The organism is Serratia sp. J2 (assembly GCF_046269175.1).
Lineage (GTDB): Bacteria > Pseudomonadota > Gammaproteobacteria > Enterobacterales > Enterobacteriaceae > Chania > Chania fonticola_C.
On the sequence record NZ_JBKABN010000010.1, the window covers coordinates 12286 to 31994 of the forward strand.

A 19709-nucleotide genomic window follows, 5' to 3' on the forward strand; every position below is an offset into this window, starting at 1 on the left:
TACGTCAAGAGGTAACTACGACCAGAAGTGTGATCGCGGCGACAGTACAGGCTGAAAAGCATTGAGCCAGAGCCGACAACGGTTATCATGATAATGATTACAGGATTGTCACTGTGCATACAGGCAAAACCTGACCTCCGGGATCGCTCCTGGACGTCGGGTTTTTTCGTTTTCAGCGGGCCGGGAATAGCCATGAAAATCGCTAAAATACTCAATAATAACGTAGTGATTACGCTGAATGACCATCAGGAAGAAACGGTGGTTATGGGGCGTGGCATTGGCTTTCAAAAGAAAGCCGGGGAAAGTGTGGATGACAGCCTGATTGAAAAGGTGTTCACCCTCAACAGTGGCGAAATGAGCGAACGCTACAAAGAACTGCTGGCGGAGATCCCGCTGGCATGTGTGACCACCGCAGACAAGATCATCACCCTCGCCCGCGAGCGGCTGCCGGGGAAACTGCATAACATTGTCTACATCACGCTGACCGACCATATCCATTTTGCGCTGCAACGCCACGCGCAAGGGCTGGATATCAAGAACGCGCTGCTGTGGGAGATCAAGAAACTCTATCCAAACGAGTTTGCCATCGGGCTTGAGGCGTTAACCATCATCGCCCAGCGCCTGGAAACTACGTTGCCGGAAGACGAAGCTGGGTTTATCGCCCTGCACCTGGTCAACGCGCAGCTCAATGATGAAATGCACAACACCCTGCATATCACCCGCGTGATGCAGGAGATCCTCAATATCGTCAAATATCATTTCCGTTTTGACTACAACGAGGAAACCCTCAGCTACCATCGTTTTGTCACCCACCTGAAATTCTTTGCCCAGCGCCTGCTAGGCAAGAATTACGTCAACAGCGAGGACGATTCGCTGTATCAGGTAGTGAAGGAGAAATACCGCGAGTCATTCGCCTGTGCTGGCAAGATCAACCAGCACATCGAGAAGAGTTACCAGCATCAACTGACCAGCGAAGAGATGCTGTTTCTGACCATCCATATCGAGCGGGTACGCAGCGAAAGCGAGAAAGATTACACGCCGAAGGACTGAGACTGGGGTTCACAACGGGCGCAGCATGTGCGCCCTACGAAGGTTTGTTAGACCTGTGGCCAGAGCCAGGCAGCACCGCGTACACCGCTGGAATCACCGTGTATCGCCTTACGGATTGGCGTTTCGCACTCGCCGCCAAATACCCAGGGTTTCACCAGTGACGGCACCGTTTGATACAGCCGCTCCACGTTGCTCATGCCGCCGCCCAGGGCGATCACATCCGGGTCAAAGAGATTGATCACGTGAGCCAGTGACTTTGCCAGCCGCATTTCGTAACGCTGAATAGCCAACTCTGCCACCGCATCCTGTTGTGCCACCAGCGCCATAATCTCGTGACCTTTCAGCGCCTGACCACTCAGCCGCGCATAATCGGTAGCGAAACCGGTACCGGAGATAAAGGTTTCTATACAGCCTTGCTTGCCACAGTAACAGGGCACCTCGGCGCGAAAACGCAGCTCGTCTTCATCCAGCCACGGCAGCGGATTGTGGCCCCACTCGCCGGAAATACCGTTGCCCCCGGCATGTACCTGGCCATTAATCGCTACCCCAGCCCCACATCCGGTACCAATAATTACCGCAAATACGGTTGGTTTTCCGGCGGCGGCCCCATCGGTGGCTTCTGATACCGCCAGGCAGTTGGCATCGTTAGCCAGCCGCACTTCACGTTGCAACATAGCGGAAAGATCTTTATCCAGCGGTTGACCATTCAGCCAGGTGGAGTTGGCATTTTTTACCAGGCCGGTAAAGGGTGACAGCGTCCCAGGGATCCCCACGCCCACCGAGCCTTTCTGGCCGGTTTTTGCCTCCGCCAGCGTCACCAGCCCGCAGATAGCCTCAAGCGTCAGTTGATAATCGTGACGAGGCGTGGCAATACGATGGCGGAACAGCTCCGCGCCGTCGTTGGCTAACGCAATTACTTCAATTTTGGTGCCACCCAGATCGATACCAATACGCACAATTTCTCTCCCCAATTCAGCACGACAACAAACTTGCCGCCCAGTGTAGCGCATAGCCCGGCTCACGCCACGCTCACCGAATGTGACACCAATGGCAATTTCCCTATCTGGCTGTGTGAAACGCGGCAGCGGACGCAAATCAGCGGGAATGAGGCGATTTTTCAGCGTCAATTCGTTATTATGCCGCCCTGCTTTTGATGAATCTGCGTGCCAAATGCACGCCCAGCCTGGGATAACATTATGCTGTGGTTTAAGAATTTGATGGTTTACCGTTTGAGCCGCGACGTTGCGCTAACTGCGGATGAAATGGAAAAACAGCTCAGCGCCTTTGCCTTCACCCCGTGTGGCAGCCAGGACATGGCGAAAACCGGCTGGGTTTCCCCGATGGGTTCTCACAGCGACGCACTGACGCACGCGGTTAACGGCCAGATCATGATTTGCGCCCGTAAAGAAGAGAAGATCCTGCCCTCTCCGGTACTGAAACAAGAGCTACAGGCCAAGATCGAAAAACTGGAAGGCGAGCAGCACCGCAAGCTGAAAAAAACCGAGAAAGACTCCCTGAAAGATGAAGTGCTGCACAGCCTGCTGCCACGCGCCTTCAGCCGCTTCAACCAGACCTATATGTGGATCGATACCGTTAACGGCCTGATTATGGTCGATGCCGCCAGCGCCAAACGCGCCGAAGATATGCTGGCGCTGCTGCGTAAGAGCCTGGGCTCTCTGCCGGTGGTACCTTTGACCATGGAAAGCCCGATCGAGCTGACGCTGACCGAATGGGTCCGCTCCGGCGAACTGCCAGCCGGTTTTATCATTCAGGATGAGGCCGAACTGAAGGCCATTCTGGAAGAAGGCGGAGTGATCCGCTGTAAGAAGCAGAACCTGATCAGCGATGAGATTGCCGTGCATATCGAAGCTGGCAAGCTGGTGACCAAGCTGGCGGTAGATTGGCAGGAACGCATTCAACTGGTGCTGGCCGACGACGGCTCACTCAAGCGCCTGAAGTTTGCCGATACGCTGCGCGATCAGAACGATGATATCGATCGTGAAGATTTTGCCCAGCGTTTCGATGCCGACTTCATCCTGATGACCAGCGAACTGGCGGCCTTGATCAGCAACACCATCGAAGCCTTGGGTGGCGAAGCACAGCGCTAAAACAGAAGGGGCGCAACAAGTTGCGCCCTCTGAGGAGTGCCGGGGAAAATCTTCATCCCCGGCCAAACTGTACTGATTACTTACTCAGATAACGACACAGGTAGGCCGTCGCATCGGCAACCTGAACGTTGAATTCACTCTGCGCAGGCACAAAGAACTTCTCGCCTGGCGTAAACACCTGCCAATCTGGTGCGCCCGGTAACAGCACTTTCAATGCCCCGGTGATCACCGTCATCTCTTCCGGCTGTGCGGTACCGAAGGTGTACTCACCCTCTTCCATCACCCCGACGCTGGTACGACCGATGCTGCTACTATCGTAACCGATAGACTTCACTTTCCCGGCAAAATACTCGTTCACTTTCAGCATAGACTGGCACCTGCGTAATCATCTTTGAGGGATCTCCATATTGGGGGATGAAACCGGGTCTGTCACTGGTTTTTGATGCGAAATGCGATCGTTACGCACGGCAAAACATGAGCGGGATCAAACAATGGGTTCGGTGACCAAGGTTCGGCGTTCTATTGCTCATTCAATCTGACAGGCATCACGGTTATTTCCGCTGTTGAAAATGGCTCAGGCTGCCATAAAGCGCCAGCAGACGGTCATATTCAGCAGGATCGTAGAAGCTGCAGGTACCGCGCCCAAACTCTTTGGCCACTTCCACGGCAAATTTCACCGCCAGCGCGATATCCACTTCATGGCTGGCACCGGTGCCACAGCCCGGCACCACCGACTCAGTACAGATTGCCACACCGACCACTGGCGCTGCCGTAGCGGTTGAAGGTTGCAGGATACTGTTGAGATGATGAACACCATTACCATAGGGCGTAATGTCCTGCATGGTGATCGGGAAGGTCACTGCCGGGCGGCCACTGGTCATTTCCATGATACGCAAAAGGTCTTCCGACATCCGCAGGATGTAGCCCTGTTTCACCGTCGGTGACAGCGCATAGCCCTTGTGGTTGATAATGCGATTGCCCTTGGTGGTATCGATCGACAAAATGGCATCGGCTTGCGGCACCACTTCGTTATCATTCATCGTGACGTCATCGATGGGTGAATCCATAAAATCGACCGGATCGTGTGGGCGAGTGGGTGCGTTCGGGCAAATATGCGTAGTGATCACCACATCACCAGGCAGAACGTCACCTTTGCGCTGCATTTCTGCCAGCTTTAGCGCACTGGCGATCGCCGCAATCGCCCCGTCACCGTCTGACACCAATCCTATGCGCGTGGGGCGAGCTCCAATGCCGCCCAACCGGCCAATAATTCCCAACGTTGGCGCATCACCACCGGATTGCTTGCCTTCACTGCCAGGGATCTCGATGCGGACAAAATCCGTGGTACCCTTCTCACCGCTGACACGATGAGTGCTGGCCTTGACCGACGGGTAGTGGGCAAACAGATCGACCACGTCCTGCCCTTTGACATAGGCATTATCAATCAGCTCAAAGACCTGCAGCGTTTGTTGCAAACTCATGTTAATCCCTCGCAAATGTTGCCTGATAGGTTTATGCCTCCCGCAATTGCAGGCACGGCGTTATTTTCCCTTGCTGGAAAAGATCGAGTTGAAGAAGTTGTATAGCGCATCACCGGCAATAAACCCGGCAGCCATGATCTCCATCGGCGCGCGGCCTTTATCCCCCCAGCGTTTGATGATCAGAATGCGCAGCGCGATACCGGCAAGCACCGCCCATCCTGCCAAGGCGTTATTAATCAGCAAACCTGTCGCAAGTAGCACACCGAGCTGGCGTTTAGGCCCCCCAATAAACTGCACTATCGCGCCTGGTATGGCCCAAATCAGCAGGCTGGACGCAATACCGGGCTGGGCTCCTGCCTCAATGGTTTTGGCGTATACCCGGGCCACCGGTGGGATCAACTCCTGCAGGAAATAGCTGGTGTAAGAGAGATAAACCACGGGAATGGCGATCACAAAAGCAATCATGGCGGCAATCAGCTGAATACGCCGCCCCAGCAGTTCCTGCTGTAAATCCTTACCGTAACCCCGCAGGATAAAACCGGCTTTCAGATCAAAGCCCATATCGGCAAACGCCGGCCCGGTCGCTGCGGTAAAGCCGGTGAGAATGCACAGCGCCAGAGGAGGGAAACCAAGCATGATCCCAACGATCAGCGTGATCAGCGCCACCGCAAACGCCGGAAACCAGCCGGAATGCATCGCCGCAATGCCGACGATCAATTCATGTACAAAGGCAGCAAACGCGGCATAGATGACAAACAGCACCAGCATGGTCAGCGACATTTCGCTGTATAGCCCGCCCCCCAAAGCCAGCATCCCGGCAATCACGACATATCCGACAGCCCCCAGACCCAAGGCTTTGCGTACTTCACTGTCAGGTTGGGTATAGGTCGATGTCGAACTTTGATTTTTGTTGCGGATCACCTGCACCACCTGGATCAATGCCACCAGCCCGGCACCGACCATCACGCCATGCGGAATATAGTGCGCATTGATGTCGACACCGGTCAGCGGCTGGCCATAAGCACGCAGCAACAGGCCAACACCGAACATGCTCAGCGCCCAGATATTGCCAATAAATGCAGTACCGAAGGCCGCCATGGGGATCTTCAACATCGAGCCTGCAATCCCCACAACAACGCCGACAACCAGCAACCAGGCCTGTTTACCACCACGGTCTCCAGCCTTGATAGCCTCCGCCGCCGCGACTCCCGGGGGCCAGGCATTCGCCGCCGGGAACACTTTAGTGTCAAACATCCGGTACAGCAGGTAAGCATCCAGCAGCATCGCCGCCGCTACGCCGCAAAACATCGGCAGGATCAATTGCGGTTGCCCCATGACATAAGGCACGGCAATCGGCATCAGCAGGCTATTGGCCGCCCCGAAAGTGGCTGAGGATATTACCGTTTGGGCCAGATTCTGAGTGTGTATAGAACGATAGCGTTGGAACATGCGCAGCGGGATCCGGGCCAGCAGCATGGCGATCAGCGCACCGATAATCGAAGTATTAGGCGTCACACCCAAGGTGGTGATCAACTGTACGCCAATTATCGCCCCGACGACGGATAGCAGCACCATCACCAGTAGCGTACCGATATCTTTCAATGGATTACTCGTTATATCTGGTTTCATAAATCCACCCTATGAATATCCCTGCTAAATGGCAAAAATAATATTTCCGACATAGATTGCCGATAGAGTTCCATTATTCGAAACTCTATACAGTGAAATAGATTATTTAGTGCCTACCTTGGCCGCATTAATGGCAGAAAGACTGTCTCTGCTATTAACTCATCAGCGAAATGCCCTGGTATTGGCGCGCTAATAAAGCCAGTTTACGGTGAGCTATTTGATCTGCTGCCAATAATCATCACCAAGTTTTTCCGCCAGTTGCCGGGAAACCGTCATTAATGCCTCAAGCACCTGAGGAGGATAAGGCTGGTCCTCGGTCTGTGAGGGGAATGAGAGACATAACCCCACCGTCTCACTGCGGTGTTTATTCATCACCGAGGTTGCCAATGAACTGATACCAGGCAGCGTTTCGTTACGGGCCAATGACCAGCCCTGCTGCCTGATGGTTGCCAACTTTTGCAGCAACGCCTCCAGCGTTTTTGGAGAGTTTGCCGAAGCAACCTGGTAGCCAGCAGCAAAACGCTCACGCACCTGCTCATCACTCTCGCGCGCAAGTATCGCGCGCCCTACAGAAGTTTCTGCCGCTGGCGAACTGGCCCCCACCGGTGTCACCACCTGCAAAAAATGGCGGCCAGGCAGCGTACGCATCACCCAATTTTCCCGCCCCTCCAACACCGATATATAGCCGGTACAGAAGGTTAACTGATTAAGCTGCATCATCGCCGCCGTGGCACTTTCCACCAACGGAGTGGAAAGATAATGGCTAGCTACCCCAAGCAGCAGATAGCCAATATGGTACTGACGGCTTTGCGGGTCCCGCTCTAACAGCCCCTGGCTTTCCATCGTTTGTAGCAGGCGCGATACGGTACTTTTTGGCAGCCTCAACCTTTCGACGACATCAGTAAAAGAAATCCCCCCTTGGCCATGCGTTATCTGCCGTTGAGAAAATAGTTTTAATACCGCAGCAGCATTTTCCAAGGTAGTCATGGCTCGCCTTGTTCCACTATATGGAACCTAGTTCCCAATCAATATTTAGAAACCTAAAACCCATTCCACTTATCGTCAAGCAGTTTATTTTTATCACACAGCGAAATTACAGCGAATGATGCTTTAACATTGAGAATACTGCACAGATAGCAAAGTCATTTTCCGAGATAATTGGCATATGTCCGTCTTTCAGCGTCAATATCAGCATAAGCTACCAATATTCGCTAAGTCGTCAGCGCGGTTGATACCGCTATTAAAAGATGGCGCAAGATATACATGGCGAGAGAAGTCTCGGACAGAATGATGGAGATGGAACCAAATGCGGGGAAAAACCGATCAGGGATAGCACAACGCAGTTGAAAAAATGAAGCCGGTTTATACCGGCCACTTGTTGTTACTCCACAGGCTATTCACCCAGGCTTTCATCCTCGTAACGCCGCTTGGCGTCTAACGCTTCCCGCTCGGTTTCGTGCTCGCTGATCAGCGTATCGGGTTTCGGGTGATCGGCCCGTAGCTCATACCAACGAACCTGCTTGCCCACTTCGCCCTTGTCTACGGCCTTGATACGCGCCGTTCTCGGGTAGGGAGGTTTACTCGGCATAGTGCTCTCCAATGTGATGACCTGTTGTTAAGTATAGACAACCACACTGAAATGCCAGTTATCGGCGCGACCCCAAATCCCGGTCCTGGTGTTCACCGGCCAGCAACTGTGTCAACTCAACACAGGATTGGATCTGGCCATCACGCACGGTGAAATGGGCTAACACCCTGATCTGGCTCTGGCTGCCATCACGTTTCTCAACATTCACCCAATGATGGGTGAAGACATTTTCCCCGGCGGCGGCGATGGCGAGGATCTGAAGCTGCATGCTGCAGGTGATCTGTTTAAGCAAGGCCATATGCTGGATAAACTGCGGGTAATCTAGCGTATGACCATCCACCGTCTGGTGATAGTGGCGGCTGAACAGATTGGCAATCAGCTCGGGCTGGTGTTCAGGATTAGCTACAATTTGCTGTAAAGCCGTAAGGACAAGAGTTTGGTGAATCATGCTGTTCTCTCCGGTGTGATAGCGTCCGAAGAGCATAAAGCCAATCAGTAATGGCATAATAACCGTATCAAGATATTCAATAACGCTAATCGGCCAACCTGATGAAACTGCACAGCGAACGCTTGTTGCACGCTAAAAAACACCTGACGCCTTGGCATCAGCATCAACAGGGGCAGGTCTATCTGTTGACCCACGGCATGATGATGTTAGAAACCGCGGGGCAGCAGTGGGCAATGACTGCCGGTAATCTTGGCTGGCTTCCGCCCCACTGCCCTCATCAGGCACTGGCCTGCGGCAAGGTGATCGGCTGGATCCTTTATTTACCCGAGACCTGCTGCAACACATTGGCGGCAACGCCACGCCTGACCGCCGCCAACGCCTTAAGCTCGGCGCTGGTTGAACGCATTGCACAGTTTTCCGCGCCGCTTGACATGGCGCAACAACGTTTGGTGGAGGTTCTGCTCGATGAGATGCGAAGCGAGGAGGCCGAACCGCTGCAACTACCGCTGCCACAAGATGCCCGGTTGTTGAGAATTGCCTATGGCTTATTGAACGATCCTGCCAATGATCGCCAGCAAGGTGAATGGGCTGCATGGGCGGGCTTAAGCCCCCGCACCCTTAGCCGACGCTTTATGCAGGAAACCGGCATGAGTTTTTCCCGCTGGCGTCAACAAGCCAGGGTGATCCGTTCGTTAGAGGCGCTATCGGCCGGTATGCCCGTTGCTAACGTAGCCAACGAATGTGGCTATGAGAACGTCAGCGCCTATATTGCAGCCTTCCGTCAGCGATTTGGCATAACGCCAGGGCTTTATTTTACTTAGTTAATCGGCTGCGGCTAAGCGGGCGCAGCATGCGGCGCCCCTACAGCACATAGCGAGTGGGTTGGGATTGGTCAGTGATATCGTGGCACAAGATGTGGCCTGGGAAATTACTTTACTGCCTCGCCTTGCAAGACCGCCAAGATTTGCTCAACTACCTGCTGGGGATTAGCGGTACCATCCATAACATGGTGCGCAGCCTCCTGATAGAGAGCCTCACGTACCGCCAATACTTCCAGCATTTCTTCGGCAATGGGACGGCCAGTGAGCGTTGGGCGCTGCCCCTCTTCCGGAAACTCTGCCAGCCGTTGCGCCAATACGCTGGCTGGGGCACGTAGATAGAGCACCGTGCCATGCTGACGCATAAAACGCCGGTTCTCTTCGGCCAGGATCGCCCCACCGCCGGTGGCAACTATGGTTGACGGTTGGGTTACCGCTTGCAGGGTCTGGGTTTCGCGCTGGCGAAATCCCTGCCAACCCACCTGTGCGACCATTTCCGCTACGCTCATTTGCGTGGTCTGCTGCATAAACAGATCGGTATCGATAAACCGATAGCCCAGCGCCTGCGCCAATGCACTGCCGACCGTGGTTTTACCTGCTCCACGAGCTCCTACCATAAAAATGGCTTGTGTCATTACGGGTTGTCCCTTTTGCGGTGACTGAATGCATTAGATTGCCTGCGAACCTGCCCGCAGGTCGATCGAGCGTTGGCGTTGTAACTGCATCATACCGCCCTGAATCTGTATTTCAATCTTTACGATAGTGTAAATTCCATAGCACAGCGGCTATTGGCAGCAAACCCATGTTCTACCTCCTGCGCCAGAAGATGCTGTAAATATGCATCCAACCGTGCGACAGGAATGGTACGAAAGCCAAGGCGCTGGTAATAAGGTGCATTCCATGCCACTTGCACGAACGTCGTTAGCGTTAACCGTTGGATACCTTGGCGCAAGGCCAGCCGGGCAATCTCTTCGATCAGGCGCTTGCCCACGCCTTGCCGCTGCCAATCGGCCGCAACCGAAAGCTCGGCGATATGCCAGCTGTGCGCAAAGGGCTGCACCGCGATAAAACCGGCGATCTGCTCAGTTGGGTTAGCCATCACCCACTCCTGCTGCTGCTCGATAAAATCGACGTGCTGCCGCGGGCTCATCACCTCACCTTCGGCAATAAACTGTAACTCTGGCTGCTGGCGAAACAGCTGGGCGGCGGAACGTTCAACCGCGACCAACTGCGGGATATCCTGCGGTTGTGCCAAGCGTAGCTTCAGGCTCATGTCTGGCTCCTGGTTAGCGGCCGGCTATTTAAACAGATTTTGCCGCAGGCAGAAATCACCAATAGCGCCACAAAGTGCTATATGATAATTACTCTCATTTAAATATTCAATCAACAGCGAAGATACGCCCTGAACAATCTCAGCAGATAAAAAACCAAAAGCAGTCGCCACGCTGCGGCCTTGCAGGCTAAATTGGTATCACAACACCGGGGGGATAAATATGGCTCAACAGATCGTTACGCTGACAGACTACCCACACTTTGCCGATGTCTGCGCCGCTTGGGCATTTGGCCAATGGGGCTCACAACGCGGCGGTACGCTGGAACGAACCCGCCAACGCTTTGCTTTGTGCAGCAAACCCAGCGAGGATTTCCTGACGCTGCTGATGATTGATGGCGAGCGCCCGCTGGGGATGGCCAGCCTGTGGCCGAGTGACGATCATCATCGTAGGGATCTCTCCCCCTGGCTGGCCGGCGTCTTTGTACACCCGGATCATCGTCGGCAGGGTATTGCCCAGCGCCTGGAGCAGGCGATCGTCAGCGCGGCACAACAACGCAGCCATCCCGTTCTGCATCTGATCACCGATCACAGCGAGGGGTTGTACGCCGGTTGGGGCTGGCAGACTATTGAACGCCGCCAGCAATATGGCGACGAAGTGGTGGTGATGGAAAAGCGGCTGTGATCAGCGCGGGGTACACACATACACCAGCGCAGGGGGGAAGTTACGCACCTCTAACCGCCGCTGCCAGTGAAAATAGCGCGAGAGCAGCTTTTCCGAGAGATGACTGTATTGGAACAGCACTAACGTGCCGTTATTGGCTCGTAAACGCTGCTGCGCCTGCTGCAAGATACGCACTCTTATCCTGAGCGGGATCGACAGCAGCGGCAAGCAGGAAAAAATAACGTCGTAATCGCGCTCCAGCCTTTCCGCCGAATAGGCCATCACCCGCAGGCGGCTATCATCAATCTGTTGCAGCTTATGGACGAAGCTGGTTTGAATTTCATAGGCATCCAGTTGAGCATCGGCCCGCAGGCGGCCCAGGATCCGTTTGGTCAGCACACCGTCCGCCGCCCCTAGCTCGGCCACCGTCAAGGCTTGCGTCCACTCGATTTGTTGCAGCATCGCCTGGCAGAGCCATTGAGAGGAAGGTGCCAATGTGCCCACGGTTCGGGGGGAGGCCATAAACTGGTGAAGGTAGGAAAAGTGATGCTTTAGTTGCAGTCGCGTCGCATTTAACATTGAGGCCTCCATCGTATGAGTTCCCCAATGTGGACTGAATTTCTTAAGGTTTCATTAACCCCATTCCGAAAACGGTCCTGATAGTTGTAATCAAATGCAACCAGGCATCATAAAATAAAAGCCAAAAAGGCTGCGATAATAATCAACCAACAAAATATTGGACAGATTATTATCCGCAGCCGTCTATTATATTGGCCAACCTCATTGGCCACTCAGCTATTTATCGTTGATTAATTAGCGATAAACTTCCGCAGTACCGCGCCAGTCGCTGGAATCCCCTGGATTATCCAGGCCAATGATTCGATAGTGCGATCCGCCGTCTGCAGTCGCTTTTTGTTTCAGCGCATGGATAGCGTCATCCGGTGAGCCGCTGATACCGGAAACCGACACCGTGCCGATGCTCTGCATGCTGCTGGCTTGAGCGCTATCAACCTGTTTGGCGCCCATGGTTGCGGCCATGGTGGAGAATGAAGCGGTGGCGATCAGTGCTGCTGCGATGCATGGTAATAGTTTCATGATTGACTCCGTTATTTTCATTTGAACTCGTTCTCAGTGAGGTTAATTATGAGTTAACCATTGAAAACAGACGTCATCCAATGTAAAGAAGCTCAATCATTGTGAGCAAAATAAGGAGAAAGTAAGAATGGGTATTTCCTGGTAGCGCATAACTTTATTTATAGCGCAAATTTTACGCTCTATTTGAAAAAATTAATAATTATATTTAGTCAACTGAGATAACTCGGTTTATTTTAAAGAAATTTTCCTTCGCCCAGCCCCCGCTCAACGGATAATTGGGCCAAACCTGGCCCAATTATCCGGCAGACATTCCTCTATCAACTTACTGCGTCCGTTCAGCGCAATGGCTCTGGCAGGGTTAACACCCATAGTTCGCTCAAGGACTCTGGCTGTGCCAATGGCCGCAATTCAACCGTCGTGTTTACCGGTTTACCTGCCAAACTCAGCTTGCCTTGCTGATCCCGCTGATAGTCGCCAATCTTTTTCCCTTCAGGCTCGGCGTTAACCAGCTTGGCCTGCAAACCAAAATCGTTGTCGTTAATCACCGCCAGTGTGCGGTTGTCGATCAACGCCAATCCCTCCACCTTCTCCTGCTGCCAACCCAGTTTACGCAGATCGACCACTTCACGTTTCTGGGCCAGCTTCACCCCACGCTTGGCCAGTTCGCTGGTATCAGCAAATTCCAACGCCTTGCCCTGGCCATCGAACGACGTCAGATCGCTGGCCTGGCTGAGATCAACCAGATAGATCTTGTTCATCATCTGCTTGTCTTTGTCACTGCCCTGTTCGATCAGCAAAATGTGTTGATTATCGACCGCCACGATATCGCCAATCTTGGCATCTTTAGCTTTCTGGTAACGGGCGATATCGATCGGATAACCGTACATGGCCGTTTTGCCACTGGCAGGATCAAAGCTGACCAAACGGGTAAACTGCGCCTGGTTTTTGCTCTTGCCATCGATATCCAGCGTGCTCTGCACCGCGGCCAGGATCCGCCCATCCGGTAACTGGGTTACGCCTTCAAAACCCCGGTTCGGTTGACGCCATTTAATGATGTTCGGCAAGCCGCTGGCAACCGCCTGCTCCCCCGCTAATGGTGTTGGGCCATATTTCGCCAGAATTTTACCCTGGCCATCGATATGGATCAGGAAGGGGCCATATTCGTCACATAGCCAATAGCCTCCTTTACCATCTGGCGTGATCCCCTCGGTATCCAACCCGCGTTTGTCACTCGCCAGCGGCTTGAGCGTATCCGTCAATGCCACTTCATTGGTTGAGCCAATCAGGTTGCCAGGCAACGGCAAGCCGCTAATAGGGCCGTTATCATCGTGCAAAGGACGGGCTTGGGTGGCAATGGCCTTACCGCCACCAATACGGATTTCCATCAATAAGGGTACAAAAGCCGGGTTGGCAAAAATCTTGGCCTCCTGTTTGCCGACTGCTGGCGCATCAGCGTTCGGGCCACGATCGGTCACGGTGGTCAGCAGTAGATCCCCCCCTTCCCGGCCATTAAATACCAGCCCGGAACCAATCCCTACCGGTAGCCCATTGGGAAACTGGCTGGCAAAAGCGCCGGAATAACCCACCCGATCGCCGTCAGGAAAGCTGACGTTGTAACGAGCAACGCCAATATCGGCAGCATAGGACAACAGCGGTAAGACAGAGGCCAACAACACGCCAAGCGGTTTGATTCTCATAGCATTAACTCTTTGTAAGGGAAAGTAACAGCCTGAGAGCCTAACCACCAACAATGACACTTTTATGACGATCAAGTCTAAAAAAACCGATAACAAATAGAAATAAACAATCAGCCCTTCATTATTGAGTGATAAAAACCAATTGAAAAATAAGAATTTACCCACGATAAAAATAAAACACAGAATTAATCCTATATAAAATAGGAAAATTACCTACCCACAAGATAAAAAAACAGCAAAAAATAAGATAATTTCTTAAAATACTCGCTTTCACATAGACAAAATAAAAAGATAGGGCTTTAATACCGGCCGTAATCGAAGGTGTGCACGAAAATTTATGTTTTAGACCACTACAATATTAAAAAGGTGCTCTATAGTTTTAGTGCTAACGCCCGTTAGTTTGTTCCCCCAGCAGGATGGAGTCTATGTCAAAGCGACTTTTTGCCGAATTTTTCGGTACTTTTTGGTTGGTGTTCGGTGGTTGTGGTAGCGCAGTGCTGGCCGCAGCCTTTCCTCAATTAGGTATTGGTTTTGCTGGTGTTGCTTTAGCATTCGGCCTTACCGTGGTAACCATGGCCTACGCTGTCGGCCATATTTCTGGTGGGCACTTTAACCCAGCGGTCACAATGGGATTATTTGCAGGCGGCCGTTTCCCTGCCAAAGATGTTATTCCCTATGTGGTTGCCCAGGTGATTGGTGGTATTGCCGCCGCCGCGGTACTTTATTTAGTTGCCAGTGGTAAAACCGGCTTTGATGCAACTACCAGCGGTTTTGCTTCTAACGGCTACGGTGAGCATTCACCGGGTGGCTATTCTTTGCAGGCCGCCATCGTTATTGAATTAGTACTGACTGCGTTCTTCCTGATCGTTATCCATGGTGTGACCGATAAACGCGCACCGGCAGGCTTCGCGCCTTTGGCCATCGGCCTGGCGTTGACGCTGATCCACCTGATCAGTATTCCCGTTACCAATACCTCAGTTAACCCGGCACGTAGTACCGCCGTGGCAATCTTCCAGGGTACCTGGGCGTTGCAACAGCTGTGGGTATTCTGGCTGGTACCGCTGATCGGCGGTGTTATCGGTGGCTTGATCTACCGTTGCCTGTTGGAAGACAAGAAGTAAGTATGGATTTTCAGGGCAGCCCGCAACGGCTGCCCTGAAATATTAACCTTTCACCGCTTCAAACATCATGATGTCACTGGTAAATGAGCCATCGGCCTGAATGGCAAAGTGTTGGCGAACATCTTCTGCTACCCCCTGCTGTAACGCACGGATCGCCGTGACAAAATGCTCAGGCGTACGCATCCGGGCCACCCAACTGCTGAACTCCAAATCAAGACGATCGGCCGTGACTTCCCGCACCAGCAACCCAGATTCAGTAAACATGCTCAGCCACTCACCCGGTGCATAGTTGCGCACGTGCGAAGTATCCCGTAGCACTTCGACCGTTTGCAGATAGATATCCAATAACGGATGCCCAGGGGAAACCACATCCATAAAGATGGCTCGCCCGCCGGGTTTCAATACCCGTTTAACTTCACGCAATGCCCGCCCCACATCGTGCCAATGGTGTGCCGAGTAGCGGCTGATCACCACGTCAAAGCTGGCGTCATCAAAGGGTAAGTACTCCGCCACGCCCTGCTGCACCTGAATATTCGCCAATCCCTTTTCCTGTGCCGCGTTGCCGACCACCGTCAGCATCTGCGCCGACAGATCGTACGCCACCACCTGCGCCACATGGGCCGCAGCGGTAAAGCTGGCATGCCCTGCCCCACACCCCAGATCGAGCAAGCGGGCATCGGTATTCCCTGCCAACAGCTTGGCCAGGCGTTGCAGGTCTTTCCCTTGCGCATGTACCGCACTGGTCAGGTAGGCATTGGCCTGTTCGCCAAACTGGCGGTCGACCGCATTTTTATGGCTGTTGCTGATGCTCATAGCTGCTCCCATTATTATCTGGCTTACGCCGGTGCCGAGATGGCTGGTAATGACTATAATCAAGCAGCTATACGGGTACAATATGAGCCGTTATCCTAGTATAAACAGGTACCACCCTAATGGAATCAGACGCAATTTCCAGCCAGAAAGCCCTTGGTGCCTTTTTACGTGCGCACCGCGAGCGGGTCACTCCAGAAATGCTGGGCCTGCCCACCGCCACACGTCGCCGCACCAGTGGTTTACGCCGTGAAGAGCTGGCACAAATCAGTGGCATCAGCGCCACCTGGTATACCTGGATAGAACAGGGACGCGAGGTGTCGATTTCCCCTTATACGCTGGCACGCATCGCCACGGCGTTACGGTTGGGCCATGCCGAACGTCATTACCTGTTCACCCTGGCGCATATCGCCGATCCTGAAAAAGAACAGCCGCAGGAAACGATTAATGCCGCCGTACTGCAAAGTGTGCATCAAATGACCGTGCCCTGTTATCTGCTCGATCTCACCTGGAATATGGTGGCCTGGAACCCACAGGCGGAGGAGCTGTTCTGCGATTGGCTTAAGCAGGCAAAAACCCCCAACCTGCTACACTTCATGTTTTTTCACCCTCAGGCGAAAGTGCTGGTCAGTGACTGGGAAAATCGGGCTCGACGAGTGGTGGCCGAGTTTCGTGCAGAAACCAGCCATCATCAGGGAACGGAAGAGATACGTGCCTTTGTGCGCAATATGACCCACAACAGCGACGCTTTTCATCATTGGTGGAAACAGCAGGACGTAATGGCTCGTGAAGGCGGCGAACGTACCTTCAGCCACCCACAGCAGGGGGAGCTGCATTTTCAGCAAGTAACGTTCTACCCGGCGGAGCACAGCGGGTTGAAATTGGTCATGCTAATGCCGTTGTGCTAGCGGTATTGCAGTTGCTGACAAAACATCAACCGGATCGCTACGAAGAGAGTGCTGCATGCGGTGCCCGTCTAGCCATTCAACTTTGCCATCAATCGCAGATAGGTTTACCTGCCATTTATTTATCGCGCCGGGTAAACGCGCTAGGGTAATCACTAGCATCCTGTACTGCTATTGAGGTCATCCTATGCGATCCGAAGAACAACAACTTATCGATGGTTTGTTCAGCCGCCTGAAAGAGGCCCAGACCCAAACCGGCCAAAGGGATATTCAGGCAGAACAGCAGATCAACCAGCATATCCGCGAGCAACCCTCGGCACCTTACTATATGGCGCAGGCCATGATCATTCAGGAAGCCGCGCTGAAACGGCTTGACCAGCAGGTAAAACAGCTGGAAAACCAGGTTGCACAGCTACAGAAAACGGCCAATAGCCAGCAGAGCAGCGGGGGATTTCTTGCCGGGCTGTTTGGCGCTGGCAACCGCAATGCGCCAAGCCCACAGGAACAATATCAGGCACAGCAGCAGAATAACGCCGCTTGGAACGGTCAACCGCAAGCAGGATATACGCCGCAACAGCCAAACTATGCTCAACCTCAGCAGGCCACCCCTTCCCGGGCCGGTGGTTTTCTTGGTGGAGCCTTGCAAACGGCGGCAGGGGTTGCCGGAGGGGTCGTGCTAGCCGATATGTTGACCGGGATGTTCCGGCATTCGCAACCGGAAGAGATCGTCAACATCATCAATAACCCCCCCGTTGATGACGGCACTATGGGGAGTTTTTCCGCGTCAAACAATCTTGACACCTTCAATAACGGCGACGATCGTTTTATCAACCAGGATAATGGGTTACAGCAGGCGGATTATCAGAACGATGACTTCTCCTCTGATGACTACAGCGACGACGACTCGTTTATCTGACGACTGACCAGCCCTCTCCATGCGGGGAGGGTTTTCTCCCCCCATCAAATGACACTAGGGCGTTTCATCTGTACCGATCTTGGCCAGAACCTGACGGTAGGCTTTGACTTTCTGGCGTTTCTTGAGCCAGATGGTGGTTGAAACGACAAAAATGGCGCCGGACATGGCCAATACGCCGGTGGGATGACCATAAAGCACCATCAGAGCAAAGTAAGCGGCTGAAACAATCGCCACCCATTTCGCCGAATTGCCGACGGCATTTTTTTCTAGACTCAACCGACGGAGTGCTTCTTCTTCACTGATTCCCATACGCGCTCCTTGTGAAATTAACACTCCATTATATGTGGAAATACCGCTGAATTTTCAATCGGTTTCTCAGTAAAGAAGCGTAAATCTCAATACGTTGCCCGTTGAGCAAAGAGAGGGGATGGGATTGGGGAAAAGTTTTATTGGAACAGGGTGCAGCGTGGCAACTACACCCCACCGATCACTTGCCTGAGGTCAGCGCACTGTAGCTGGTCATCAGGTTGCGATAATCTGGAATATGGTTGGCAAACAGCGTCCCCAAGCCTTCGATATCATTACGCCAATCACGGTGCAATTCGCAAGCCACGCCGAACCAGGTCATTAACTGCGCCCCTTCGGCTTCCATGCGGCTCCATGCGGATTGCCGCGTCAACTCGTTAAAGGTACCGGAGGCATCAGTCACCACAAAGACCTCAAAACCTTCAGCCAGTGCCGACAATGCCGGGAACGCCACGCAGACCTCCGTCACCACGCCAGCGATGATCAGCTGTTTGCGACCAGTGGCTTTAACCGCCTTAACGAAGTCTTCATTGTCCCAGGCGTTAATCTGACCAGGGCGTGCAATATAAGGCGCATCTGGGAACTGGGCCTTTAACTCGGGCACCAAAGGACCATTGGGGCCAGTTTCAAAACTGGTGGTCAGGATTGTCGGCAGATTGAAGTATTTCGCCAGGTCACCCAGAGCCAATACGTTGTTCTTGAAACGATCGGGATCGATATCGCGTACCAGTGATAGCAGCCCAGCTTGATGATCTACCAGCAGCACGGCGGCCTGGTCTTTATCGAGACGCTTGTAATTTGCTGTCATGTTACAACTCCTTCCTAAGAGTAAGTTAAGTAGGTGCCCGATACGGAGAACATTTTCCGTACCGGGACACAGAGGTTATTGATTGCTGCCTGCGGTAGTCAGCGGCATCGCGCCAAACTGACCGCTGTTGAAATCACGGAAAGCCTGTTGGATCTCCGCCTCGCTGTTCATCACGAAGGGGCCGTAACCGACGATGGGCTCATCGATAGGTTCACCACTCAGCACCAGCAAGCTGACGTCACCATTTGCCTCAAGGGTGATTGAGTCGCCAGCGCGATCCAGCAGCACCATTTGCGTTTCCCGCACAATCTGCTCGCCGTTGACCAGAATCGCCCCATGCAGCATGACCACGGCCAGCGTATGCCCTTCCTCCACCTGCAAGGTGGTGGTATGCCCGGCGTTCAGCTTCATATCCCACACGTTGATCGGGCTGAAGGTGCGCGCTGGACCAGCATGACCGCCGTAGTTGCCGGCAATCACCCTGACCTGCCCGGCGTTATCTGCCAGAGGCACGACAGGAATATCCTGGTTCAGCAAAGTCTGGTAACCCGGCGCCGCCATTTTGTCTTTGGCTGGCAGGTTGACCCAAAGTTGCACCATTTCTATGGTGCCCCCTTTCTGCGAAAAGTCTTTGGAATGAAACTCTTCGTGCAAGATGCCCGACGCTGCCGTCATCCACTGCACATCGCCAGGGCCGATCACCCCTCCGCTACCGGTGGAATCGCGATGCTCTACTTCGCCCTGATAGACGATGGTGACCGTTTCAAACCCGCGATGGGGATGCTGCCCCACGCCACGTCGGCCACTGTGCGAGCGGAATTTGGTTGGCGCAGCGTGATCCAGCAGCAGGAACGGGCTCATCTCTGCACCCAGTTCGTTATATGAGAACAGGGAGTTCACCAGGAAACCGTTGCCGACCCAGTGAGCTTCCGGGCTGTTATAAACACCAAGGATCTTTTTCATCTTAAACTCCTGTTGCAGGCCTCGCGGCCTAA

At 53.4% G+C, this 19709-nt stretch carries 23 protein-coding genes; 7 read left to right on the forward strand and 16 right to left on the reverse strand.

Features of this window, described 5'->3' with window-relative positions; all coding sequences use genetic code 11:
• The first annotated feature begins 192 nt into the window (after positions 1-192).
• Positions 193-1050, forward strand: coding sequence for a BglG family transcription antiterminator LicT (licT, locus tag ACKWMY_RS12225; RefSeq protein ID WP_024528670.1), 858 nt, complete (start codon positions 193-195; stop codon positions 1048-1050).
• 47 nt (positions 1051-1097) lie between these two features.
• On the opposite strand, the gene mak is transcribed toward licT, so the two are convergent.
• A complete protein-coding gene (mak, locus tag ACKWMY_RS12230; RefSeq protein WP_409486358.1) occupies positions 1098-2006 on the reverse strand; it encodes a fructokinase in 909 nt (302 codons plus the stop codon).
• Positions 2007-2246: 240 nt separating this feature from the next.
• Here mak and rdgC point away from each other — a divergent pair, with 240 nt between their 5' ends.
• Positions 2247-3158 carry a recombination-associated protein RdgC gene (gene rdgC / locus ACKWMY_RS12235; protein ID WP_024528672.1) on the forward strand — a complete coding sequence of 304 codons (912 nt, stop codon included), beginning with the start codon at positions 2247-2249 and terminating at the stop codon, positions 3156-3158.
• Positions 3159-3234: 76 nt separating this feature from the next.
• Here rdgC and ppnP read toward each other — a convergent pair whose 3' ends face one another.
• The 6 genes from ppnP to ACKWMY_RS12265 form a co-directional block, all read right to left on the reverse strand.
• Positions 3235-3525 carry a pyrimidine/purine nucleoside phosphorylase gene (gene ppnP, locus ACKWMY_RS12240; RefSeq protein WP_021180225.1) on the reverse strand — a complete coding sequence of 97 codons (291 nt, stop codon included), beginning with the start codon at positions 3523-3525 and terminating at the stop codon, positions 3235-3237.
• A gap of 184 nt (positions 3526-3709) precedes the next feature.
• Positions 3710-4639, reverse strand: coding sequence for a DUF1177 domain-containing protein (locus ACKWMY_RS12245; RefSeq protein ID WP_409486359.1), 930 nt, complete (start codon positions 4637-4639; stop codon positions 3710-3712).
• A gap of 60 nt (positions 4640-4699) precedes the next feature.
• Entirely contained in the window at positions 4700-6268 is a 1569-nt protein-coding gene (locus ACKWMY_RS12250) for an OPT/YSL family transporter (protein WP_021805522.1), read from the reverse strand.
• Between the two features lie 213 nt (positions 6269-6481).
• Positions 6482-7255: an IclR family transcriptional regulator gene (locus ACKWMY_RS12255; protein ID WP_024528674.1), complete on the reverse strand. Its 774-nt coding sequence runs from the start codon at positions 7253-7255 to the stop codon at positions 6482-6484.
• A gap of 406 nt (positions 7256-7661) precedes the next feature.
• Positions 7662-7856 (reverse strand): YaiA family protein, encoded by a 195-nt coding sequence (locus ACKWMY_RS12260; protein ID WP_021180227.1) that lies wholly within the window; start codon positions 7854-7856, stop codon positions 7662-7664.
• A gap of 58 nt (positions 7857-7914) precedes the next feature.
• The gene (locus ACKWMY_RS12265) at positions 7915-8304 is read right to left on the reverse strand and encodes a nuclear transport factor 2 family protein (RefSeq protein ID WP_409486360.1); all 390 of its coding nucleotides are present in this window, start codon (positions 8302-8304) and stop codon (positions 7915-7917) included.
• A gap of 101 nt (positions 8305-8405) precedes the next feature.
• Between ACKWMY_RS12265 and ACKWMY_RS12270 the strand changes: the two genes are divergently transcribed.
• Positions 8406-9125 carry a helix-turn-helix transcriptional regulator gene (locus ACKWMY_RS12270; protein ID WP_370505587.1) on the forward strand — a complete coding sequence of 240 codons (720 nt, stop codon included), beginning with the start codon at positions 8406-8408 and terminating at the stop codon, positions 9123-9125.
• Between the two features lie 107 nt (positions 9126-9232).
• Here ACKWMY_RS12270 and aroL read toward each other — a convergent pair whose 3' ends face one another.
• Positions 9233-9757, reverse strand: a complete 525-nt coding sequence (gene aroL / locus ACKWMY_RS12275) for a shikimate kinase AroL (protein ID WP_024528677.1) — start codon at positions 9755-9757, stop codon at positions 9233-9235.
• Positions 9758-9876: 119 nt separating this feature from the next.
• Entirely contained in the window at positions 9877-10395 is a 519-nt protein-coding gene (locus ACKWMY_RS12280) for a GNAT family N-acetyltransferase (RefSeq protein WP_409486361.1), read from the reverse strand.
• Between the two features lie 220 nt (positions 10396-10615).
• Here ACKWMY_RS12280 and ACKWMY_RS12285 point away from each other — a divergent pair, with 220 nt between their 5' ends.
• Positions 10616-11077, forward strand: a complete 462-nt coding sequence (locus tag ACKWMY_RS12285) for a GNAT family N-acetyltransferase (protein ID WP_409486362.1) — start codon at positions 10616-10618, stop codon at positions 11075-11077.
• On the opposite strand, the gene ACKWMY_RS12290 is transcribed toward ACKWMY_RS12285, so the two are convergent.
• The 3 genes from ACKWMY_RS12290 to ACKWMY_RS12300 form a co-directional block, all read right to left on the reverse strand.
• Positions 11078-11635, reverse strand: coding sequence for a class I SAM-dependent methyltransferase (locus tag ACKWMY_RS12290; RefSeq protein WP_024528680.1), 558 nt, complete (start codon positions 11633-11635; stop codon positions 11078-11080).
• 234 nt (positions 11636-11869) lie between these two features.
• The gene (locus tag ACKWMY_RS12295) at positions 11870-12151 is read right to left on the reverse strand and encodes a DUF1471 domain-containing protein (RefSeq protein WP_074030744.1); all 282 of its coding nucleotides are present in this window, start codon (positions 12149-12151) and stop codon (positions 11870-11872) included.
• A gap of 335 nt (positions 12152-12486) precedes the next feature.
• The gene (locus tag ACKWMY_RS12300; protein WP_409486363.1) at positions 12487-13848 is read right to left on the reverse strand and encodes an esterase-like activity of phytase family protein; all 1362 of its coding nucleotides are present in this window, start codon (positions 13846-13848) and stop codon (positions 12487-12489) included.
• Between the two features lie 425 nt (positions 13849-14273).
• Between ACKWMY_RS12300 and aqpZ the strand changes: the two genes are divergently transcribed.
• Complete coding sequence (gene aqpZ / locus ACKWMY_RS12305; protein WP_024528683.1) at positions 14274-14969, forward strand: aquaporin Z; 696 nt, start codon at positions 14274-14276, stop codon at positions 14967-14969.
• Between the two features lie 42 nt (positions 14970-15011).
• On the opposite strand, the gene ACKWMY_RS12310 is transcribed toward aqpZ, so the two are convergent.
• Positions 15012-15782: a class I SAM-dependent methyltransferase gene (locus ACKWMY_RS12310; RefSeq protein ID WP_409486364.1), complete on the reverse strand. Its 771-nt coding sequence runs from the start codon at positions 15780-15782 to the stop codon at positions 15012-15014.
• A 119-nt stretch (positions 15783-15901) separates the two neighbouring features.
• On the opposite strand from ACKWMY_RS12310, the gene ACKWMY_RS12315 reads away from it, so the two are divergent.
• Together ACKWMY_RS12315 and ACKWMY_RS12320 are read left to right on the forward strand one after the other, a co-directional pair.
• The gene (locus ACKWMY_RS12315) at positions 15902-16687 is read left to right on the forward strand and encodes a helix-turn-helix transcriptional regulator (RefSeq protein ID WP_409486365.1); all 786 of its coding nucleotides are present in this window, start codon (positions 15902-15904) and stop codon (positions 16685-16687) included.
• A 184-nt stretch (positions 16688-16871) separates the two neighbouring features.
• A complete protein-coding gene (locus ACKWMY_RS12320; protein ID WP_024528686.1) occupies positions 16872-17600 on the forward strand; it encodes a DUF2076 domain-containing protein in 729 nt (242 codons plus the stop codon).
• Between the two features lie 54 nt (positions 17601-17654).
• Here the strand turns inward: ACKWMY_RS12320 and ACKWMY_RS12325 are convergent, their stop codons facing one another.
• From ACKWMY_RS12325 to ACKWMY_RS12335, 3 genes are all read right to left on the reverse strand, one after another.
• The gene (locus tag ACKWMY_RS12325) at positions 17655-17909 is read right to left on the reverse strand and encodes a hypothetical protein (protein WP_024528687.1); all 255 of its coding nucleotides are present in this window, start codon (positions 17907-17909) and stop codon (positions 17655-17657) included.
• A gap of 178 nt (positions 17910-18087) precedes the next feature.
• A complete protein-coding gene (gene ycaC / locus ACKWMY_RS12330) occupies positions 18088-18714 on the reverse strand; it encodes an isochorismate family cysteine hydrolase YcaC (RefSeq protein ID WP_065683886.1) in 627 nt (208 codons plus the stop codon).
• Between the two features lie 75 nt (positions 18715-18789).
• Positions 18790-19677: a pirin family protein gene (locus tag ACKWMY_RS12335; RefSeq protein ID WP_024483887.1), complete on the reverse strand. Its 888-nt coding sequence runs from the start codon at positions 19675-19677 to the stop codon at positions 18790-18792.
• Between the last annotated feature and the right edge of the window lie 32 nt (positions 19678-19709).

Coding starts and splice junctions, on each gene's coding strand:
- ACKWMY_RS12255 (WP_024528674.1), bottom strand. CDS start 7,255: ATGACTACCTTGGAAAATGCTGCTGCGGTATTAAAACTATTTTCTCAA.
- ACKWMY_RS12315 (WP_409486365.1), top strand. CDS start 15,902: ATGGAATCAGACGCAATTTCCAGCCAGAAAGCCCTTGGTGCCTTTTTA.
- ACKWMY_RS12260 (WP_021180227.1), bottom strand. CDS start 7,856: ATGCCGAGTAAACCTCCCTACCCGAGAACGGCGCGTATCAAGGCCGTA.
- ACKWMY_RS12245 (WP_409486359.1), bottom strand. CDS start 4,639: ATGAGTTTGCAACAAACGCTGCAGGTCTTTGAGCTGATTGATAATGCC.
- aqpZ (WP_024528683.1), top strand. CDS start 14,274: ATGTCAAAGCGACTTTTTGCCGAATTTTTCGGTACTTTTTGGTTGGTG.
- ACKWMY_RS12285 (WP_409486362.1), top strand. CDS start 10,616: ATGGCTCAACAGATCGTTACGCTGACAGACTACCCACACTTTGCCGAT.
- ACKWMY_RS12295 (WP_074030744.1), bottom strand. CDS start 12,151: ATGAAACTATTACCATGCATCGCAGCAGCACTGATCGCCACCGCTTCA.
- aroL (WP_024528677.1), bottom strand. CDS start 9,757: ATGACACAAGCCATTTTTATGGTAGGAGCTCGTGGAGCAGGTAAAACC.
- ACKWMY_RS12320 (WP_024528686.1), top strand. CDS start 16,872: ATGCGATCCGAAGAACAACAACTTATCGATGGTTTGTTCAGCCGCCTG.
- ACKWMY_RS12270 (WP_370505587.1), top strand. CDS start 8,406: ATGAAACTGCACAGCGAACGCTTGTTGCACGCTAAAAAACACCTGACG.
- ACKWMY_RS12310 (WP_409486364.1), bottom strand. CDS start 15,782: ATGAGCATCAGCAACAGCCATAAAAATGCGGTCGACCGCCAGTTTGGC.
- licT (WP_024528670.1), top strand. CDS start 193: ATGAAAATCGCTAAAATACTCAATAATAACGTAGTGATTACGCTGAAT.
- ACKWMY_RS12300 (WP_409486363.1), bottom strand. CDS start 13,848: ATGAGAATCAAACCGCTTGGCGTGTTGTTGGCCTCTGTCTTACCGCTG.
- ACKWMY_RS12250 (WP_021805522.1), bottom strand. CDS start 6,268: ATGAAACCAGATATAACGAGTAATCCATTGAAAGATATCGGTACGCTA.
- ppnP (WP_021180225.1), bottom strand. CDS start 3,525: ATGCTGAAAGTGAACGAGTATTTTGCCGGGAAAGTGAAGTCTATCGGT.
- rdgC (WP_024528672.1), top strand. CDS start 2,247: ATGCTGTGGTTTAAGAATTTGATGGTTTACCGTTTGAGCCGCGACGTT.
- ACKWMY_RS12265 (WP_409486360.1), bottom strand. CDS start 8,304: ATGATTCACCAAACTCTTGTCCTTACGGCTTTACAGCAAATTGTAGCT.
- ACKWMY_RS12290 (WP_024528680.1), bottom strand. CDS start 11,635: ATGTTAAATGCGACGCGACTGCAACTAAAGCATCACTTTTCCTACCTT.
- ACKWMY_RS12280 (WP_409486361.1), bottom strand. CDS start 10,395: ATGAGCCTGAAGCTACGCTTGGCACAACCGCAGGATATCCCGCAGTTG.
- ACKWMY_RS12325 (WP_024528687.1), bottom strand. CDS start 17,909: ATGGGAATCAGTGAAGAAGAAGCACTCCGTCGGTTGAGTCTAGAAAAA.
- ycaC (WP_065683886.1), bottom strand. CDS start 18,714: ATGACAGCAAATTACAAGCGTCTCGATAAAGACCAGGCCGCCGTGCTG.
- ACKWMY_RS12335 (WP_024483887.1), bottom strand. CDS start 19,677: ATGAAAAAGATCCTTGGTGTTTATAACAGCCCGGAAGCTCACTGGGTC.